Source organism: Rhodococcus sp. NPDC004095 (assembly GCF_053604015.1).
On the sequence record NZ_JBSGGS010000002.1, the window covers coordinates 399,060 to 416,606 of the forward strand.

Consider the following 17,547-nt stretch of genomic DNA (forward strand, 5'->3'; position numbering starts at 1 on the left):
CATCTTTCCCTTCAAGGATGTTCGATTACCGAAGAGCCTGTGACACAAGGCTAGGTACGGAAGATGGGGGTTCGATTGCGGGCGATTGAGAACTTTGTGAGAGTCGGCGCCGCGCGTCAGAGCCCGAGCGCGGTCACGGCGTTGCCGTGCAGGCCCGCGTGCTGGCGCGAATAAAGGGCGATCATCCGCTGGTCGGTGTGCCCGCTCTGCGTCATGATCTGCTCGGCGCTGGCGGCGTTGCGGACCGCCTGGGTGACGAACCCGGCCCGCAGACTGTGCCCACCGAGCATCGCCACGAACTCCTCGGCGTACCCTGCCTGCCGGGCCCGACGCTGGATCATCGACGCGACAGCCTGCCCGGACAGCGCCGCCGCGCCGAGAGCGCCGGTACGGTGCACCCGGCGGAACAGCGGTCGCGCCACCGACTCCGGGGTCCCGGTGATCCCGCGGCAGCGGTGCTCGGCGTGGTCGTCGTCGGGGCCGGACAGCAGCGCGGCGACACCGTCCCGGCCGGTGCCGTCCCACCCGTCCACGACCTCCCGCCACCGCCAGTACGCGCACACCGGGCACGTCACCGCCGACGCCCCGTAGGGCAGGGTGACGGTGCGCCCGGCGGCCGCCTGGTCCGTCTTCGACCGGCGAATCGTCACGTAGAGCCCGTCGGCGCGGTGTGGCCGGACGTCGGAGACGAGCAGTCCCGCCAGCTCGGAACGGCGCATCGCCCCGGTCAACCCGATCAACAGCAGGGCCGAGTCCCGACGCTCCGCGACGCGGTCCGACCAGGATCCGGCCGAGGACCCGGCGCGCATCTTCTCGACGATGATCCGAATGTCGTCCGTCAGCAACGGTTCCCGGCGTGCGGGCGGGGTGGCGCGGGTGCGGGCGATGCCGCGCAGGATCTCCCGCACCGCGGCCGCCTGGCCCGGCTTCGGGTGCCCGGCGAGCGAGTGGATCGTGTTGATCGACGCCACCCACCGCGTCAGCGTCGACGGCGCGTACGCGGGCCGCCCGTCCGGCCGAACCTCCGTCGACTTCTCGGTGAGGAACCAGCCGACCAGTTCCGGGGTCGCCGGCAGCGGGCGCTGCCCGACGCGTCCGCACCAACGGGTGAAGATCGTCCAGTCGCTGATCTGCGCGGCACGCGTGTTTGCGGACACCGACTCGGCCCGCAGTCGCTGCATTGCCGCCGCGACGTCCTCGGGAACCGGGGTCACCGTCGACGGCAGTGCGCCCGACCGCACCGGCGAGTCGCCGGCGCCGCCCATCCCATCCCACTTCTCTGGTTCGGCGGCGATCGTCACCTCGGTGACGATACGGGTTCGGGGTGACACGTGAGGGGAGCGTGCGGTCGCGTGGTGCGGGGTCGGTCAGCGGGCCGGAAATTCGTTGGACGAGCCTCGACGTCGGTTGATAGCGTCCGCGAGACCGTGACATCACGCCAGGAGGTGAGACCCATGAACGCAGTAACCATGTGGGTGCTCCCACTCGTGTTCACGGTTCGGCGACCGGCGTAGGTGTCGCCGGGAGCGCCTCGACAACAAGGCACTCCCGAAAGGCAACACCATGCACTTCACCTCTGAGACATCGTCGAACGGCGTCGTCGAACGACACTTCACCCTCGATTACATCACCGGCGTGCTCTGGTCGCCCACATCCGGAACCGTGGGCGCACCACTGCTGCTGTCGGGGCACAGCGGCGGCATGCACAAGAAGGCCCCGGGGTTGGTGGCAGGCGCATTCCGCAGCGTGACCACCGACGGCTTCACCGTGGCAGCCATTGACGCGCCCGGACACGGTGACCGCCCGCGAAACCACCAGGATCAACGGTGGGTCGAGGCGATCCACCGTGCCCGGGCATCGCGCGAGCCGATCGCCCCGATCGTCATCGACTACAACCTGTCGCTCGCAGAGCGTGCGGTACCGGAATGGCAGGCCACCCTCGATGCACTCCAGGCGCTGCCCGAGATCGGCGCCGCAGCGCCGATCGGCTACGGCGGCATGACCTTGGGCGTGGTGACCGGACTGATGTTGACGCCGGTCGAACCCCGGATCGCCGCTGTGAGCTTCGGCGGGGTCTTCGTGACCGACAGCCTGATCGAGGCGGCGAGAAGGATCACGGTCCCGGTCGAGTACCGGATCCCGTGGGACGACGGCGAACTCGACCGCGCGGCAGGGGTCGCGTTGTTCGACGCCTTCGCCTCGAAGGAGAAGACCCTGCACGCCCACCCGGGCAGGCACTACCAGGTGCCGGACCACGAGCGAGAAAGCTCGGCCCGGTTCTTCGCCCGCCACCTCGGCCGGGCCGCCGCGGCGTAGGAGTGACGTGACCGGTGTCGGAGGCCGACACCGGTCACGTTCCTGCCGGTCAGGGCCCGGGAAAGCACGTGGTTGTCGCGTCCGAACCGGACGTCGAGCCTGGTGATACGGCTCAAATTCGAGCGCTGGTGCGTCACAGTGACGTTTCGGGCTGCGGTAAGTGGATGCAGTCCCGGCGATCTCGACCCGAGCGGGGAGCACCCGCGTGGGACATCCCGGGGGAATGGTCGCCGAGGTCGCGTTGACGTGTGTCAACGGTGGACTGCGCCGGCGCCCACACTCTCGGAGCAGTCGGTCGCCATGCAGATGCGTGGCGCCACTGTCCGCGGGCCCACTCATCCCACCGGTTTCGGACCGGGATTTCGGCGGCGTTCGGCGCGAGATCGAGCCCGACTTGTAACTCACCATAAGTGGGGATTATGACGATCAAGAATCACTGTTTCATTTCTTTCGATGTTACGTATCCTGAAACGTAACGTAATAAAAGACAATTTGGAGGGTGACGCCGTGAAAACCGAACCGAACGAGAACGACGCGGCACAGGCCGGCGCCGCCGACGAGTCCCGGCCGCGACCGGGCCGGCCCCGCAAGTACGCGAGCGACGCGGATCGGGTCCGAGCGTTCCGAGCTCGACAGAAAGCCAAGGGCCAGGAGATCGATCTCGAAGCGGTCGCGACCGCCACCCCGAGCGAGGCGGTCGGCACCCTCGAACGCACCCTGACCGAACTGCGGACGGTCAGTGACGGCGCGCTCGAGCAGTTCTCGCTCGCGGCCCGTCAGATCACCGCCGCGGTCGACCGGCTGGCCGACCCCGCGGCACTCGACGGCGCACTGCACCGCGCGAACGTCGAACTCGCCCAGACGAAGGCCAAGTACGAGACCGAGTTGGCGGAGCTGCGCGCGACGCTCGACGCGGCCGTCGACGATCGCGCCAACGCGGACGCCGCCGTCGAGGCTGTGGACGCCGAACTGGTCGACGCACTGAGGGCTCACCGGGCCGAGGTCGAACAGCTCACCGTCGACCACCGGACCGAGATCGAGGACCTCGAACGGTCCCACCGAACCCGATTGGGGGAGACCGCCGAGCAGATCGCGGCGCTGGAGGTTGACCGCGACACCCGACTGTCTTCCGCCGCGGCCGAGATCAACGCATTGCGAACACAGCTGCGCGAGTCGGATTCGCGTGCCGAGTCCGCCGAACAGCGGGCCACGGTCGCCGAGCTCGCGGCGACCGCCGCCCAGCAGCGCGCCGTCGAGGAGAGCGAGACCGCCGCCCGCCACCTCGCCCAGGTCACGGCGGTGTCCGACCAGCGCATCGTGGATCTCCGGTCGGCCGCGGAGAGCGCGGCGACGGCCGCGGCGACCACGATCACGCGGCTCGAGCAGTCGGTCGAGCACGAACGCGCCGCCGCGGTCGACGCCCGGATGCGACTGGACACCCTCCGCGACGAACTCGAACGGTCCCGCGTCGAGGCAGGTCAGGCGCGCACCGCGGAGGCCGCGCTCCGCGATCAACTCGCCGCTCTCCGGGCAGCGCCGGCCGAGCCGGACTCACGCGCCTCGGACTGAGACCGGCGGCGTGATCATGCCGGTCGCGGCGCCTGATCGCTCGCACCGGCGGTGGATCCGCGACTTGTCGGAAGGCAGATTCACCTGCGGCATTGCCGTCGCTGACGTGGACATCTGAGTCGAGTGCCCGGACTTGCAGCGCGAATGGGGCAGAAGTCCTTCTACATCGTGAGACGAATCGGTGTCTGCGGGCCTTCCCTCAGGTGGATCTGACGCCGTGTTTGACGATGGTGGAGACGGACAGGTTCAGCGGGGCAGGTGGCGCGGCTAGCTGTACTGACCGGAGACGTTGATCGAGTGCCTCACTCACCTTGGCCATTCACGGGTCTTGCTGTCGCCGGGGGGATTCCGATCTCGTCGATGCCATGGCCGCTGCAGGCAATCTTGGTGGTACTGGCGTGCTCGACACGGGACACGAGGAACCACCGCATATCGCTGCGCAGCCTGCACCAGCCGATCAGGTACCACTGGCCGTTCCTGGCGGCGAACATCACCGGCTCGACGTCGCGGGTGGTCGTGTTGCCGTCACGAGAGGTGTAGCGGATACGCGCCACCCGTTGCTCGGCCATCGCTTCCTCCAGCGCTGACTTGATCGTGCGCCGAGTAGGCGGCGCGTCGACCCAGACGCGACTGGCCAGCTCATCGGCCTTCGTCCGGGTCAGCGGATCGAGGACGTCCATGATCTTCCGAACGCCGGCCAAGGCGAGATCGGCGTAGGGGGCATCGGGTGCAGCAGAGACTGCCGCGAGTAGCGCCACCGCCTGCACCGGGGTCAGGCTGACCGGTGGCAGGGTGCCTCGGGCGACCAGCCCGTAGCCCCCTCCGGGGCCCGGGCGCGACCAGATCGGCGCACCACTGTTCTCGAGTGCGGCGAGGTCTCTCTTGACGGTCCGCACGGACACGCCGAACTCGTTTGCCAGTCGTTCGGCAGTGCATCCACGCGGCCCGCTGCGTCTCAGCATCTCGGACAGGGCGTGGAGCCGCTCCGTTCGCTTCATCCCCCACCCCGGCAGAAAATCATGTCAGAAATGGTGACATACTCTTGTCCTAGAGGCTTGAGAGCATCGTGGTGTGATGAACAATGCGAGCAGCCCGATCATCGTCCTGATCGCTGGCCATTGGCTAGGTGCTTGGGCATGGGACGAGGTGCGCGAACACCTGACCGCTGACGGCTGGCGAACCATCCCGATGACGCTTCCTGGCCTCGATGAGCGGGACCCCGAGCGGGCGTCCAGGACGCTCGATGACCAGGCGACGGCGATCGAGCAGACTATGACCCAGGCTGAGGCTTCCGAGGCTCAGCCGGTAGTCATCGTGGCGCACAGCGGAGCCAACGCGCCGGTTAGCCTTGTGCTCGATCAGCATCCTGAACTTGTCCGCCGAGTGGTGTGGGTCGACAGTGGGCCCGTCGCGTCCGGCAGTGTCTTCGCCCCGGATGCGCCCGAGGATCTGAACGAGTTTCCCCTGCCGCCCTTCGACACGCTCGGGGAGCAGGCCAGTCTTGAGGGCCTGAGCCCTGAGGCTCTCGAGCGGTTTCGAGCCAGGGCCGTTCCAGAACCCGGTCCCGTGCTACGCCAGCAAGTGGAGCTCACCAACGATGCGCGTCTGGCGGTCCCGACCACTCTGGTGTGCTGCTCGATCCCGAGCGCGCAGATAGTGGAGCTGGCCAACGCGGGTCATCCCATGTTCGCCGAGGTGTCAAACCTCGACCATGTTGACCTCATCGACCTCCCGACCGGGCATTGGCCCATGTGGAGCCGCCCTGGCGACCTCGCCCACATCCTCGCCGCAGCAGCGACTTCCCCAGCCAACTGAACCGCAGACAGATCTGAAGAGGGCCAGCCGAAGCGGCTGGCCCTCTTCCATTCCCGAAGGATCTCATGACACACCCAAATGCCGCACTCACCCCAAGACACCGCCTCAAGGTCGCCCGTCTCGTCGTAGAGGAGGGGTGGCCGATCAGCGAGGTCGCCGCCCATTTCCAGGTGTCCTGGCCGACTGTGAAGCGCTGGGTCGATCGCTACCTCGCCGGCGAGCCGATGCACGATCGCTCCTCGCTGCCGAGAACATCGCCGAACAAGACGAGCAAGGCCGTGACGAAGCGATGTGTGAGCCTGCGGATGCGGCTGCGCGAAGGCCCGGTTCAGCGCTTTCACCGCACTATGGCCGACGGATCGGCCTACGCCCGCTGCTACACCTCAGAACAAGAGCGGCGGGGATCACTTGGGGCGTGGTTGCACCAGTACAACCAGCATCGCCCGCACACGGCGTGCGGCAACCAGCCGCCCTTCTCACGATTGATCAACCTCCCCGGGGCAGTACAGCTAGCCGGTGGTCTGGCCTTCCGGGAAGTACGCGGCGGCAGCAACGCAGGCGACGCTGCCAACCGCAATCGCCGGCCACAGATCGATGCCGGTCAGCCCGATCAGCGCCAAGGCAACCACTGCGAGCACGGCGATTGCCAGTCCGGTTGCCCCGGCGAACAGCACACGGAGTCGGACCGGTTTTCTCGGGGGACGACCGTGAGCGGCGAAGCGAAGGACAACGTTGCCGATCCCGACCGCCACCGCTCCCAGGACAGCGCCTGCGGGCAGGGATGCGCAGACCCCAATCGTGATGGCCCACAGCTTCGATCCGACATCAGGGCCGGCGAACTGCAAGGCGAGCCACGTACCCACAGCAGCCCCACATACCAGTGGCCAGGCCATCGCCCGGGCTTGCCACCGCTCCTGGGTTGGCTCGGCAGGGTCCGGGCCAGCCATCATGGGTGTCGCTCGTTCGTCTCGATGCGACGGGGCCCGATACTCATCGACACACCCTATCCATCCAGGGGTACCGAGACTTGTCCCGCGGATGGAGTCGGACGCTCGTTCGGTGTCCTGTTCGACGATGGTCGCGTCGGACGGTTCGCGGTCGACGACAAGGGCGTCATTGCCGGGTATGGGTCTTCGAGATACGCGAGGGCGTCGGGGTCGGCGTTGCGGGTTGGCCAGGCGGGTGCTCACCCGGATCGGCTGGTGGTCCCATCACCTCTGGTGGTCCCGTCACGTCCGCGCCGTCGAGCATTGTCACGGTTGATGTCGAGCCGAACACCCTTGTACACCACTGTGTACGGCACATCGTCGTCGTTGTCCGGGTCGCCCGAGTCCGCGGGATCCGGCAGTTCCGCCATCTCCTCGATGACGATCTGTGCTCGCGCCGCACCGGGATCGAACATCTCCTGAAACGGCCCGACGAACGTTCCCCCGAGCCCGCGGTGCTTCGCCCGGATGGCTGCCCACCCGAACAGCGCCAACGGTCCGATCGTGGCGATCAGCAGTAACAAGTCCCCGCCCATGCCCGCGAGCGTAGCGATGAACTCATCCGCTGGCGGCACACTCGAAGCCGAACCGGCACGGCAGGTGATCGTGCGACGGGAATTTCTTGTCGGTCTGCGGTGCTTGGCGATAGTGACCGGCACGGCTCCACATTCGGAGCCGACGCCGGCCCGGTGGGTGAATCACGAAGGAGAAGGAATGTCCGACACGCGTAAGGCGATTCTGGCAGGCGGATGCTTCTGGGGCATGGAGGACTTGATTCGCAAGCAGCCGGGTGTGGTGTCGACACGAGTCGGCTACACCGGAGGGCGCAACGATCACCCCACGTATCGCAACCATCCGGGTCATGCGGAGGCGGTGGAGATCGTCTACGACCCCGCACGAACGGACTACCGAGCGCTGCTGGAGTTCTTCTTCCAGATCCACGATCCGACGACGGAGGATCGTCAGGGCAACGACATCGGGACCTCGTACCGTTCGGCGATCTTCTACCTCGACGAAGATCAGAAGCGTGTCGCCGTGGACACCATCGTCGATGTCGAGGACTCGGGGCTGTGGCCCGGCAAGGTGGTGACCGAGGTGACCCCCGCGGGCACCTTCTGGGAGGCGGAAGCCGAGCACCAGGACTACCTGCAGCGTTACCCGGACGGCTACACCTGCCACTTTCCGCGACCGGACTGGAAACTGCCGACCCGCCGAGCCACCACCTGAGCCTCACCGGGTGTCCTGCCGGCGCGCGGCGATCGCGCCGTGCGGCCGGTGGCCGGTCCCCGTTCGTGTATGTGTCTCGACCACCTCGAAGCCTGCCGTGACCAACTCCTCGCCGAGTTCGGCCACCGGCCACCGATGGGCAGTGGTCACGGCATGGTCGAAGCTCCCTACGGTTGCTCCTTCGAAGAAGCCCACCAGCAATCCTCCGCCCGGCCGGATCACGCGTGCGAACTCGGCGAGTGGCGTCCGGATGTCCTGCGGACTGTGGTGAATGAGGGAGTACCAGGAGAGCACGCCACCCAGTGATCCCGTCGCGGCGTCCAGTGCCTCGAAGCCGCCGACCTCGAAGGACAGGTCCGGATACTGCGTACGCGCGCGGTCGATGAACTCGGGAACCAGATCGATCCCGCGCGCGGCCAGTCCGCGCTCGGCCAGGAAGTCCGTCCACTGTCCCGGGCCACACCCGGCGTCGAGCACGGGACCGGTCAGGGTGGCGGCCCAGCTGCTCACCAGGGCCCGATCGGACGGGTGTGTCGAAGCGATGCTGCCGAAGAGATCCACGTACTCCTGGGACCTGGCCGAGTACGACGCTCGGACGGTGTCGTCTCGCGGGGCGCTCGTGTTCTTCATCCGTCAAGGATCGTCGATGCGGTGCCCGCAGGGGATGCGGTGGTGACACGCCCGACGTCTGTCGGCGAGCCGGAGGGGGAGTGGCGTGCGGCCGCCGCATGTCACGGCAGGAAACGCGCGGCCGGCGGCGTGCTCGGCGGCGGTCGGCTGCACCGGCAGCGGGCCGCGGGTCGGGCAGGATCGCAACCGGAACCCAACCGGACGAAGAGGACACCCGTATGCGCGTGATCACCCGCGCCGCACTCGTTGCGGCAGCGTCGATTCCACTTGCCGCCGCCGCTCCTGCGCTGGCATCTGCGGCTGCCGCAGGCGACGTCAGCTACAGCTACACGGTCAACGGATCGACCGTGACGAACACGATCACCAACAACTCCGGTGTGACCCTGACCTGCGCCACGTCGCTCGCGGCCGCGCCGGGCGGGGTGTTGCCGCCGGTCGCGGACGTCATCGCCGGCGGTCAGACCCTCTACGACGCGGGCGAGGTACAGCCGGGGGTGTCGACCCAGGTCGTCTCCAACATCCCGGACGGCACCTACGTCGTCCTGGCCACGTGCGGACGCCACGACGACGACCCGACCATGTGGGTCTCGGCCTACCCGGGCGTCGAGGAGTACCTGGCGGTGTTCCCGGCCACCACGTTCACGGTGGAGCAGGCCTCGACGGTGGTGTCGATCCCCTCGACACCACCGGCAGCAGGCCTGCTTCCGGACCTCGGCGCGATCTTCAGCAGCTGACCGCGCCCGGCCTCACGGGGCGGCGAGGGGCTCGACCGTCCCGTCGGAAACGCGATGGCGCCGACGGCTCGGCACCATCGCGGTCGGGTGGGAGACGCCCCACGCGGCGCCTGCGCAGACGAACTCCTTGATCCGGGCGGCGGTGCGGCCGGTGACGGCGGTGGGCGTGGCCCGGTCGTCGGGGGTCACCCGCTGGATGATGCCGTCGCGGCGACCGAGGCTGATGCACTGGATGTTGTATCCGATGGTCGTCTCGGGAACCTTGCGACCGGTCAGACGGGCGGCGAGGGCGTCGGCGGCGAGCCATGCCATCGGGATTCCGGAGGCACAGGACATCCGCAGGGGCGTGCCGCCGGCGCCGTCGGCGAGTGCCGCGTCACCGACGGCGTAGACGTCGGGGTGCGAACGCGACCGCATCGTGGCGTCGACGACGATCCGCCCGCCCTCGGACACTTCCAGGGTGGCGGCGGCGGCGATCGGGTGCACGGCGAAACCGGCGGTCCAGACGGTGACCTCGGCGGGGATCTCGCCGGCCGCGGCGGTGACCACCGCGTTCGCCTCGACGCGCGTGACGTCGGCGTGCTCGTGGACCGTGATGCCGAGTCGGTCGAAGACGTTGTGCAGGTGGCGCACGGCCTTGTCGCTCAGCCAGTCACCGACGCCGCCGCGGGCGACGATCGCGACCTCGAGGTCCGGATGGGCCTCGGCGATCTCGGCGGCGGCCTCGATTGCGGTCAGGCCGCCGCCGACGACGACCACCGTCCCACCCGGATTCAACTCGGTCAGGCGGGCCCGCAGCCGCAGCGCCGCCCGCTTCCCGGCGACGTCGTGTGCGTATTCCGTGACACCCGGGACGCCGTGGTCGGCGGCGGTGCTCCCCAACGCGTAGACGAGGGTGTCGTAGGTGAGCGTCTCGGCACCCTGCTCGGCGGTGACGTCGACGGTGTGACGGTCCACGTCGACTTCGGTGACCCGCGCCGTCCGGACCTGCACCCCGGTGCCCGCAAGGATGTCGCGCAGCGGGCGGTGCGGCAGGTCCTGTCCGCTCGCGAGTTGGTGCATCCGCACCCGCTCGACGAACTCGGGGTGGGCGTCGACGAGTGTGATCTCGACGTCGTCGCAATGGATCCGCTTGGCGAGGCGTCCCGCCGTGATCGTTCCGGTGTATCCGCCCCCGAGAATGACAATGCGGTGCTTCATGGCTCGCTCCTGTCCGGTTGAGTGTCACTCCCTGAACCGGACAGCCGGGCGATCCCTGACAGAACCGAACTGTGATCTGGGTCACCAGATCTCGACGAGGGGGCGGTGAGGCCCCTCGGCCGCCCACTGGCGCGTGATGCGCTCAAGCTTCTCGGGGTTGACCTGGGTGCGGATCGCTGCGACCCCGTCGGCGGTGGCCTCGAGGCAGAGGACTCCGAGGATCCGCTCGTCGACCTCGACCAGCACGGCGGGGCCGCCGTTGACGACGACGGCGTGGAGCGCCGGCCTGCCGCCGGCCTGGGCCCGCCGGGCGTCCGTCGGCCGGAACAGGCCGCGCAGGAACCGTGCGATACCGAGCGCACCGACGATCGGGGTCTTGCGGGCCGGGATCCGGCCTCCACCGTCGGCCACACTGACCGCGTCGTCGGTGAGCAGTCGGATCAGCGGCTCGGTGTCGCCGCTGAGTGCCGCGGTGAGGAATTCCTCGACGATCTTCGTCGCAGCGACCGAATCGACCTCGGTGCGGGGCCGGTCCGTGGTGACATGCCCCTTGGCGCGGCGGTAGATCTGCTGGCAGTTCGACTCGGTGAGGTCGAGGATCTCTGCGATCTCGCGGTGTGGGTACCCGAACGCCTCCCGCAGCACGTACACCACGCGCTCGTTGGGCGACAGTCGCTCCATGAGCGTGAGGATCGCCATCGAAACCGACTCACGCTGGACGGCGGTGTCGGCCGGACCGAGCATCGGGTCGCCCGCCAGGAGCGGCTCCGGGAGCCATTGCCCCACGTAGGTCTCGCGTCTGGCCCGCGCCGAGGTGAGCTGATTGAGGCAGAGATTGGTGAGGACCTTCGTCAGCCAGGCCTCGGGCGTCTCGATTCGCTCTCGGTCGGCCGCGTGCCACCGCAGAAACGTCTCCTGCACCGTGTCCTCGGCATCCCCGGCGGACCCGAGCAGCCGGTACGCGATCGCCTCCAGGCGGCCCCTGGAGCTCTCGAACAGATCGGCCTCGCGGTCGGTGAGCGACATCACCACATGGTCGGGGACGCGGGCCCGTCACGTCCAGCCGGCCAGGTGTGCGCGCCGGATTCATGTTCCGGAGCGGTCCGGGAGAAAATCGGACGTCCCGGACGTTGAACGGGCAGGGTTTCGACCGAAAGGACCGACATGTTCCTGGCACTTTTTGTGCTGTACCTCGTGGTGGAGATCGGGGCGGTGGTCTGGATCGCATCCATGATCGGGGTTGGGTGGACGATCGTGCTCTTCGCGGTCTGCTGGGCCATCGGACTCGCGCTCGCCTTCTCGCAGTTCCGCTCCGCCTTCGGTCAGTTCGTGCAGGCCGGCCGCGGGACCGGTTCGGTCGACCGCGCCATCGTCGACGGCGCACTGGTCGCCGCCGCATCCATCCTGCTGATCGTGCCCGGACTGGTGACCGGTCTGATCGGGCTGTTGCTCGTGCTCCCGCCGACGCGGCGCCTGCTGCGCCCGGTTGCCACGCTGCTCGGCGGCAAGCGGCTGGCCGTGATCAGTGCGACCGGCATGGCCGGGGCCGGGGTCTACTCGCGCATGCGCCACCGCACCGTGGTCGACGGCACCGTCGTCGAGGACGTCATCGTCGAGACCGGCCCGGAAGCGAACACCACGCGGATCGTCGATCCGCTCGCCATCGAGGGCGAAGTCATACTTCCCGATCCCGGTGCGAACCGTCCCGACGGCGGGCGGGCAGACTGACGTCCCGTGAGTACCCAACTGTTGGTCGGCGGCCGGATCTACAGCCCGTCCGCACCGGATGCGACGTCCATGGCGATCACCGACGGCACCGTCGTCTGGGTCGGTGAGGACCGCCCCGGCCGCGCGCTTCACCCGGATGCCGAGATCGTCGACCTCGACGGAGCCTTCGTCGCCCCAGGATTCGTCGACACCCACGTGCACACCACCGCGGCCGGACTCGCCCTCACCGGGCTCGACGTCGCCGCGGCCCGCTCCCTGCGCGAATGCCTCGACCTCGTGCGCGCGTACGCCGCCACCCACGACGACGCCGTGATCTGGGGACACGGCTGGGACGAGACCGGCTGGCCCGACGCCGACCGCGGACCCACCACCGCCGAGCTCGACGAGGCCGCCCCCGGCCGGGCCGTGTACCTGGCCCGGATCGACGCGCACTCCGCCGCCTGCTCGACTCCGCTGCGCACGAGCGCCGGAATCCCCGGCGACACCCCGGTCACCGCAGACGACCACCACCGCGCCCGCGCCGCCGCCCGTGACCTGCTGACCATCGACCAGCGCGCGCGTGCCCGCGCCGCCGCACTGGACCGGGCCGCCTCCTACGGCATCGTCGCCGTCCACGAATGCTCCGGACCGGACATCGCCGGCCGCGCCGATCTCGCCGAACTGCTCGCCACCGACCACGGTGTCCAGGTCCGGGCGTACTGGGGGCAGGCCGTCGGCAGCGCCGAGGAGGCCACCGCACTGCTCGCCGAGACCGGCGCGCACGCGCTCGGCGGTGACCTGTTCGTCGACGGCGCGATCGGTTCACGGACCGCGTGGCTGTCCGAGCCGTACGCCGACCGGCCGCACACCGGCACCTCCTACCTCGACGGCGACGCGATCGCCGCCCATGTGCGCGCCTGCACCCTGGCCGGGATCCAGGCCGGATTCCACGTCATCGGCGATGCCGCGGTGGCCGCGGCCGTCGACGGATTCGACCGCGTCGTCGCGGAGCTCGGCGGCCCGGCCGTCGCGGCGTGCGGGCACCGCCTCGAGCACGTCGAGATGATCGACGCCGAGCAGTCCGCCAAGCTCGCCGCCTGGGGCGTGGTGGCCAGCGTCCAGCCCGGCTTCGACGCCCAGTGGGGCGGCGCGGACGGGATGTACGCGCGCGCCCTCGGCGCCGACCGGGCGGTCGCGATGAACCCGTTCGCCGCGATGGCGTCCGCCGGGGTCTCCCTGGCGATCGGATCCGATGCCCCCGTCACCCCGCTGAACCCGTGGGACTCGCTGCGCGCGGCCGCACATCACCGCACCGAGGGCAGCGGCATCTCGCCCCGCGCGGCCTACGCGGCCGCCACCCGCGGCGCCTGGCGGGCCGGCGGGGTGCGCGACGGACTGGCGGGCACCCTCGTCCCCGGAGCCCCCGCGTCCTATGCCGTGTGGGACGCCGGCCAACTGGTCGTCACCGCCGCCAAGGACACGGTGCAGCGCTGGTCCACCGACCCGCGGTCCCGGGTGCCCGCGATGCCGCGCCTCGACGACGACGCACCGAACCCGGTGTGCCTGCGCACCGTGCACCGCGGCGCCACCATCTATGAACGCTGAGGCAGTGGCCGTCGAGGCGCCCGGTCGGTGGCGGCGGGCGGTGCCGGTCCTGAGGGACGGCGCGGCGGCCGTCGGCGCGGGTCTGCTGCTGTTCGCGAGCTTTCCACCGCGGCCGCTGTGGTTCCTCGCTCCCGTCGGCATCGGCCTACTCGTCCTGGTTCTCACCGGGTGGGGTCGCCGGCCGCGTACGTGGCGCGCCGGCTTCGGGTACGGCTACCTCGCCGGTCTCGGCTTCCTGCTGCCACTGCTGCCGTGGGTCGGCGAGTACGTCGGGCCGGTCCCGTGGCTGGCCCTGTCCGCCGTCGAGGCCCTGTTCGTCGGCCTGTTCGGTGCGCTCGCGATCGCGGTGTCGCGGCTGCCGCTGGCGCCGCTGTGGATCGCGAGCACCTGGTCGCTGACCGAATGGCTGCGCGCGTCCGTCCCGTTCGGCGGCTTTCCCTGGGGACGGCTGGCGTTCGGCCAGTCCGACGGACTGCTGCTGTCGCTCGCGAGCGTCGGCGGCTCGCCGCTGGTCGGTTTCGCGGTCGCGTTGACCGGCGCCGGTCTCGCCGCCCTGGTGACGGGTCTGACCGGTACCCCCCGGCGGTGGGTGTCCGCAGCCGCGCTGACCCTGGTCGCGCCCGTCCTCGCCGCCGCCCTGTGGCCGACCCTGCCCGGAGCGGACTCCGCCGACAGCGATCTCACCGCGAGCGGCACGATCACCGTCGCCGCGATCCAGGGCGGCGTCCCGCGCCTGGGCCTCGACTTCAATGCCCAGCGCCGTGCCGTCCTCGACAATCACGTCCGCCAGACCCTCGACCTCGCCACCGACATCGACGCGGGCAGCACCCCGCGACCGGACATCGTGATCTGGCCGGAGAACGCCTCCGACATCGACCCCTACCGCAACGCCGACGCGGCCGCCGCGATCACCGCCGCCGCCCGCGCCGTCGGCGCACCGATCCTCGTCGGCACCGTCCTTGTCAGGGGCGACGGCACCACCACCAACTCGGTCATCGCCTGGGACCCGACCACCGGCCCCGGCGACCAGCACGACAAGAAGATCATCCAGCCGTTCGGCGAATACCTGCCGTACCGCGACTTCTTCCGGCACTTCTCCGAGTACGCCGACCGCGCCGGTAACTTCGTGCCCGGCACCGGCGACGGCGTCGTGCACGCGGCCGGGATTCCCATCGGCATCGCCACCTGCTACGAGGTCGCGTTCGACCGGGCGCTGAACCAGTCGGTGCGGGCCGGTGCCCAGCTGATCGCGGTCCCCACCAACAACGCGACCTTCGGCGACACCGAGATGACGTATCAGCAGCTCGCGATGTCGCGACTGCGCGCTGTCGAGCACGGCCGGGCCGTCGTCGTCGCCGCCACCTCCGGGGTCAGCGCGATCGTCGCGCCCGACGGCACCGTGCAGGAATCTTCGTCACTTTTCACGCCCACGACGCTGGTGGCGCAGGTGCCGCTGCGCGCCTCCACTACGCTGGCTACTCGGCTCGGCCCGATTCCGGAGTTCGCTCTCTGCATCGGAGCCGTGTTGGCCCTGCTCGCCGCAGCCCTGCACTCGGCAGCGCGGCGGCGCCGGCCGGCCGCACCCTCAAAGGACGGTGCGGATGTTCACGGAAAGAACCAGCCTCGGCTGGGGGAGAGGATCGAATGAGCGCGGGTACGCCGACAGGGGACAAGCCGAGCTCCCACACGCTGGTGATCATTCCGACTTACAACGAGCGGGAGAACATCGCACTGATCATCGGCCGCCTGCACGCGGCCCTGCCCGACGTCCACGTCCTCGTCGCCGACGACGGCAGCCCGGACGGCACCGGTGACATCGCCGACAAGCTCGCCGCCGACGACACCGACGGCCGCATCCACGTGATGCACCGCACCGAGAAGAACGGGCTCGGCGCCGCATACATCGCCGGATTCCAGTGGGCCCTCGAACGCGACTACCAGGTCGTCGTGGAAATGGACGCCGACGGCAGCCACGCCCCCGAGCAGCTGCACCGCCTCCTCGACAAGATCGACGCGGGCGCCGACGTCGTCGCCGGCTCCCGCTACGTTCCCGGCGGCAGCGTCGTCAACTGGCCGCGGCGCCGGGAGATCCTCTCCCGCGGCGGCAACATCTACTCCCAGCTCGCGCTCGGAGTGAAGATCAAGGACATCACCGGCGGCTACCGCGCCTACCGTCGCGTCGTGCTCGAGACCCTCGACCTGGGTGCCATCGAGTCGGCCGGCTACTGCTTCCAGATCGACATGGGCTGGCGGGCGCTGCAGGCCGGGTTCACCATGGTCGAGGTGCCGATCACCTTCACCGAGCGCGAATTCGGTGAATCGAAGATGTCCGGAAACATCATCACCGAAGCGTTCACCAAGGTCCTCGGCTGGGGCATGAAGAACCGGTGGGACAAGCTGCGATCCCTGATCGGGAAGTAGTACCGACACGAAAGCGCCCCGGAGGATGATCCTCCGGGGCGCTTTCGTCGATCCGACGCCTGTCCGCGTCCGCCGGCTCCGCGCCGCGGTGCCGCTAGGCTCCGCGCCGCTTGGTCTTCAGCAGTTCCAGGCGCTCCTTGAGCAGCTCGTCGAGCTCCTCGACGGAGCGACGCTCGAGCAGCATGTCCCAGTGGGTGCGCGGCGGCTTCACCTTCTTGACCTCGGGTGCGGCGCCCTCCAGGAGCGTGCCCTCGAGGCCGTTCTTGCACAGCCAGGTACCGGGGATCTCGGCCTCGTCGGCGAACGGAACGTCGAACTCCTCGCCGTTGTCACAGCGATACCGGGCGATCCGTCGGGGCGCGAGATCGTGATCACGGTCCGTCTCGTAGCTCACCGCACCGAGGCGGCTCCCTCGAAGTACGCGATCTGCCATGGTGGTGATTCCTCTCCTCGGTCGTCACGCGAGCACGCCCGGCGGACCAGGCGTTCACTCTCTACAACGACACGTACTCCCGAATGGTTCCCGCGCCGAGCGCAGAAGCAACCACGCCATTCTACCGGTGGGGGTGTGGCGATCTCACCCCTAGGGTGACTCCCCGGCCGTGCGGGAATCCGGAACTCTCGACCGTGTCAGCAACTCCACGATCCACCGGAGCCACCATGAACTGCCGCAGCGACGGGCACCGGGCTCGCTCGCCGCACGCTCGCGTGCCGCCCACTTGCTTACCTCCTAGTAGGGTGAGGTCGTGCCCAGCCCCACCCGCCGACTCGAGTCCTGCATGTGGTGTGGTCGGGAGGTTCCCGACGCCGGGGTCGGCCGCCGACGCCGCTACTGCCGGCAGTCCTGTCGGCAGCGCGCGTACGAACAGCGAAGCGCGGTCAAGGGCACCACGATCGCGCCGGACTCCACGATCCTCACCGCCGCGGAGGCGGAGGCCGCGATGGACCGGATGTTCGAGGTGCGCTGCGCTGCCGAGGACGTGGCCACCGCGGCCGCGGAGGGAGCGGGAGCGGACGAGATCGCGACCCTGTGCGACACGCTGGTCAAGCTGGCCCGAGACGCCGAACGTCTGCGTTGACCCTTCCATCTTTTCGTCGCCTGTAGAAAGATCGAACCAGGTAACGCCCTCGGGCGTGGTCTCGACTAAACGACAGACGCACAAATCCACAGACGGCAGGCAGAGGCGCCCATTACGCTGAACACAACGCCGAATCGTTGAGAACACGCCGAAACAGCACCGCAACTGTCCCTTTGCGTGAGGATTACGATGAAGGATTCTTCCTCTGTTGATCCCGGCCCAGACGCACCACGTACGCGGGATCCCCACACCGAAGGA

General features: G+C 69.2%; 17 protein-coding genes. 11 read left to right on the plus strand and 6 right to left on the minus strand.

The window, feature by feature from the left end; all coding sequences use genetic code 11:
- Positions 1-116 precede the first annotated feature (116 nt).
- Positions 117-1,181: a tyrosine-type recombinase/integrase gene (locus ACWEPG_RS04910; protein WP_450116010.1), complete on the minus strand. Its 1,065-nt coding sequence runs from the start codon at positions 1,179-1,181 to the stop codon at positions 117-119.
- A gap of 382 nt (positions 1,182-1,563) precedes the next feature.
- Between ACWEPG_RS04910 and ACWEPG_RS04915 the strand changes: the two genes are divergently transcribed.
- Together ACWEPG_RS04915 and ACWEPG_RS04920 are read left to right on the plus strand one after the other, a co-directional pair.
- The gene (locus ACWEPG_RS04915; RefSeq protein WP_450115988.1) at positions 1,564-2,316 is read left to right on the plus strand and encodes an alpha/beta hydrolase; all 753 of its coding nucleotides are present in this window, start codon (positions 1,564-1,566) and stop codon (positions 2,314-2,316) included.
- Between the two features lie 507 nt (positions 2,317-2,823).
- Complete coding sequence (locus ACWEPG_RS04920) at positions 2,824-3,885, plus strand: hypothetical protein (RefSeq protein WP_452593990.1); 1,062 nt, start codon at positions 2,824-2,826, stop codon at positions 3,883-3,885.
- Between the two features lie 302 nt (positions 3,886-4,187).
- On the opposite strand, the gene ACWEPG_RS04925 is transcribed toward ACWEPG_RS04920, so the two are convergent.
- Positions 4,188-4,883, minus strand: a complete 696-nt coding sequence (locus ACWEPG_RS04925; protein WP_452593991.1) for a helix-turn-helix transcriptional regulator — start codon at positions 4,881-4,883, stop codon at positions 4,188-4,190.
- A gap of 76 nt (positions 4,884-4,959) precedes the next feature.
- On the opposite strand from ACWEPG_RS04925, the gene ACWEPG_RS04930 reads away from it, so the two are divergent.
- The 3 genes from ACWEPG_RS04930 to msrA all read left to right on the plus strand — a co-directional run bounded on the left by ACWEPG_RS04930 (position 4,960) and on the right by msrA (position 7,913).
- Positions 4,960-5,700, plus strand: a complete 741-nt coding sequence (locus tag ACWEPG_RS04930; protein WP_452593992.1) for an alpha/beta fold hydrolase — start codon at positions 4,960-4,962, stop codon at positions 5,698-5,700.
- Positions 5,701-5,765: 65 nt separating this feature from the next.
- Complete coding sequence (locus tag ACWEPG_RS04935) at positions 5,766-7,109, plus strand: helix-turn-helix domain-containing protein (protein ID WP_452593993.1); 1,344 nt, start codon at positions 5,766-5,768, stop codon at positions 7,107-7,109.
- Between the two features lie 291 nt (positions 7,110-7,400).
- Entirely contained in the window at positions 7,401-7,913 is a 513-nt protein-coding gene (gene msrA / locus ACWEPG_RS04940) for a peptide-methionine (S)-S-oxide reductase MsrA (protein WP_452593994.1), read from the plus strand.
- Between the two features lie 3 nt (positions 7,914-7,916).
- Here the strand turns inward: msrA and ACWEPG_RS04945 are convergent, their stop codons facing one another.
- Entirely contained in the window at positions 7,917-8,543 is a 627-nt protein-coding gene (locus ACWEPG_RS04945) for a class I SAM-dependent methyltransferase (RefSeq protein WP_450115994.1), read from the minus strand.
- A gap of 218 nt (positions 8,544-8,761) precedes the next feature.
- On the opposite strand from ACWEPG_RS04945, the gene ACWEPG_RS04950 reads away from it, so the two are divergent.
- Positions 8,762-9,277, plus strand: coding sequence for a hypothetical protein (locus ACWEPG_RS04950; protein ID WP_452593995.1), 516 nt, complete (start codon positions 8,762-8,764; stop codon positions 9,275-9,277).
- 12 nt (positions 9,278-9,289) lie between these two features.
- Here ACWEPG_RS04950 and ACWEPG_RS04955 read toward each other — a convergent pair whose 3' ends face one another.
- Positions 9,290-10,477, minus strand: a complete 1,188-nt coding sequence (locus tag ACWEPG_RS04955) for an NAD(P)/FAD-dependent oxidoreductase (protein ID WP_452593996.1) — start codon at positions 10,475-10,477, stop codon at positions 9,290-9,292.
- 81 nt (positions 10,478-10,558) lie between these two features.
- The gene (locus ACWEPG_RS04960) at positions 10,559-11,503 is read right to left on the minus strand and encodes an RNA polymerase sigma-70 factor (protein WP_450115997.1); all 945 of its coding nucleotides are present in this window, start codon (positions 11,501-11,503) and stop codon (positions 10,559-10,561) included.
- Positions 11,504-11,641: 138 nt separating this feature from the next.
- Between ACWEPG_RS04960 and ACWEPG_RS04965 the strand changes: the two genes are divergently transcribed.
- From ACWEPG_RS04965 to ACWEPG_RS04980, 4 genes are read left to right on the plus strand one after another with little or no spacing between them, the layout of a single operon-like run.
- The gene (locus ACWEPG_RS04965; RefSeq protein WP_450115998.1) at positions 11,642-12,205 is read left to right on the plus strand and encodes an FxsA family protein; all 564 of its coding nucleotides are present in this window, start codon (positions 11,642-11,644) and stop codon (positions 12,203-12,205) included.
- 6 nt (positions 12,206-12,211) lie between these two features.
- Entirely contained in the window at positions 12,212-13,789 is a 1,578-nt protein-coding gene (locus ACWEPG_RS04970; RefSeq protein WP_452593997.1) for an amidohydrolase, read from the plus strand.
- Positions 13,779-15,437, plus strand: a complete 1,659-nt coding sequence (gene lnt, locus ACWEPG_RS04975; protein ID WP_450135415.1) for an apolipoprotein N-acyltransferase — start codon at positions 13,779-13,781, stop codon at positions 15,435-15,437. The genes ACWEPG_RS04970 and lnt overlap by 11 nt, the downstream gene beginning before the upstream one ends.
- A complete protein-coding gene (locus tag ACWEPG_RS04980) occupies positions 15,434-16,210 on the plus strand; it encodes a polyprenol monophosphomannose synthase (protein WP_450116001.1) in 777 nt (258 codons plus the stop codon). The genes lnt and ACWEPG_RS04980 overlap by 4 nt, the downstream gene beginning before the upstream one ends.
- 94 nt (positions 16,211-16,304) lie before the next feature.
- Here the strand turns inward: ACWEPG_RS04980 and ACWEPG_RS04985 are convergent, their stop codons facing one another.
- A complete protein-coding gene (locus tag ACWEPG_RS04985; protein ID WP_450116002.1) occupies positions 16,305-16,643 on the minus strand; it encodes an RNA polymerase-binding protein RbpA in 339 nt (112 codons plus the stop codon).
- A 313-nt stretch (positions 16,644-16,956) separates the two neighbouring features.
- Between ACWEPG_RS04985 and ACWEPG_RS04990 the strand changes: the two genes are divergently transcribed.
- Positions 16,957-17,289 carry a hypothetical protein gene (locus ACWEPG_RS04990; protein WP_450116003.1) on the plus strand — a complete coding sequence of 111 codons (333 nt, stop codon included), beginning with the start codon at positions 16,957-16,959 and terminating at the stop codon, positions 17,287-17,289.
- Positions 17,290-17,547 lie beyond the last annotated feature (258 nt).

Excerpts from the sequence above, each read along its gene's own strand:
- ACWEPG_RS04910 (WP_450116010.1), bottom strand. The coding sequence starts at position 1,181 with ATGCAGCGACTGCGGGCCGAGTCGGTGTCCGCAAACACGCGTGCCGCG.
- ACWEPG_RS04915 (WP_450115988.1), top strand. The coding sequence starts at position 1,564 with ATGCACTTCACCTCTGAGACATCGTCGAACGGCGTCGTCGAACGACAC.
- ACWEPG_RS04925 (WP_452593991.1), bottom strand. The coding sequence starts at position 4,883 with ATGAAGCGAACGGAGCGGCTCCACGCCCTGTCCGAGATGCTGAGACGC.
- ACWEPG_RS04930 (WP_452593992.1), top strand. The coding sequence starts at position 4,960 with ATGAACAATGCGAGCAGCCCGATCATCGTCCTGATCGCTGGCCATTGG.
- ACWEPG_RS04935 (WP_452593993.1), top strand. The coding sequence starts at position 5,766 with ATGACACACCCAAATGCCGCACTCACCCCAAGACACCGCCTCAAGGTC.
- msrA (WP_452593994.1), top strand. The coding sequence starts at position 7,401 with ATGTCCGACACGCGTAAGGCGATTCTGGCAGGCGGATGCTTCTGGGGC.
- ACWEPG_RS04945 (WP_450115994.1), bottom strand. The coding sequence starts at position 8,543 with ATGAAGAACACGAGCGCCCCGCGAGACGACACCGTCCGAGCGTCGTAC.
- ACWEPG_RS04950 (WP_452593995.1), top strand. The coding sequence starts at position 8,762 with ATGCGCGTGATCACCCGCGCCGCACTCGTTGCGGCAGCGTCGATTCCA.
- ACWEPG_RS04955 (WP_452593996.1), bottom strand. The coding sequence starts at position 10,477 with ATGAAGCACCGCATTGTCATTCTCGGGGGCGGATACACCGGAACGATC.
- ACWEPG_RS04960 (WP_450115997.1), bottom strand. The coding sequence starts at position 11,503 with ATGTCGCTCACCGACCGCGAGGCCGATCTGTTCGAGAGCTCCAGGGGC.
- ACWEPG_RS04965 (WP_450115998.1), top strand. The coding sequence starts at position 11,642 with ATGTTCCTGGCACTTTTTGTGCTGTACCTCGTGGTGGAGATCGGGGCG.
- lnt (WP_450135415.1), top strand. The coding sequence starts at position 13,779 with ATGAACGCTGAGGCAGTGGCCGTCGAGGCGCCCGGTCGGTGGCGGCGG.
- ACWEPG_RS04980 (WP_450116001.1), top strand. The coding sequence starts at position 15,434 with ATGAGCGCGGGTACGCCGACAGGGGACAAGCCGAGCTCCCACACGCTG.
- ACWEPG_RS04985 (WP_450116002.1), bottom strand. The coding sequence starts at position 16,643 with ATGGCAGATCGCGTACTTCGAGGGAGCCGCCTCGGTGCGGTGAGCTAC.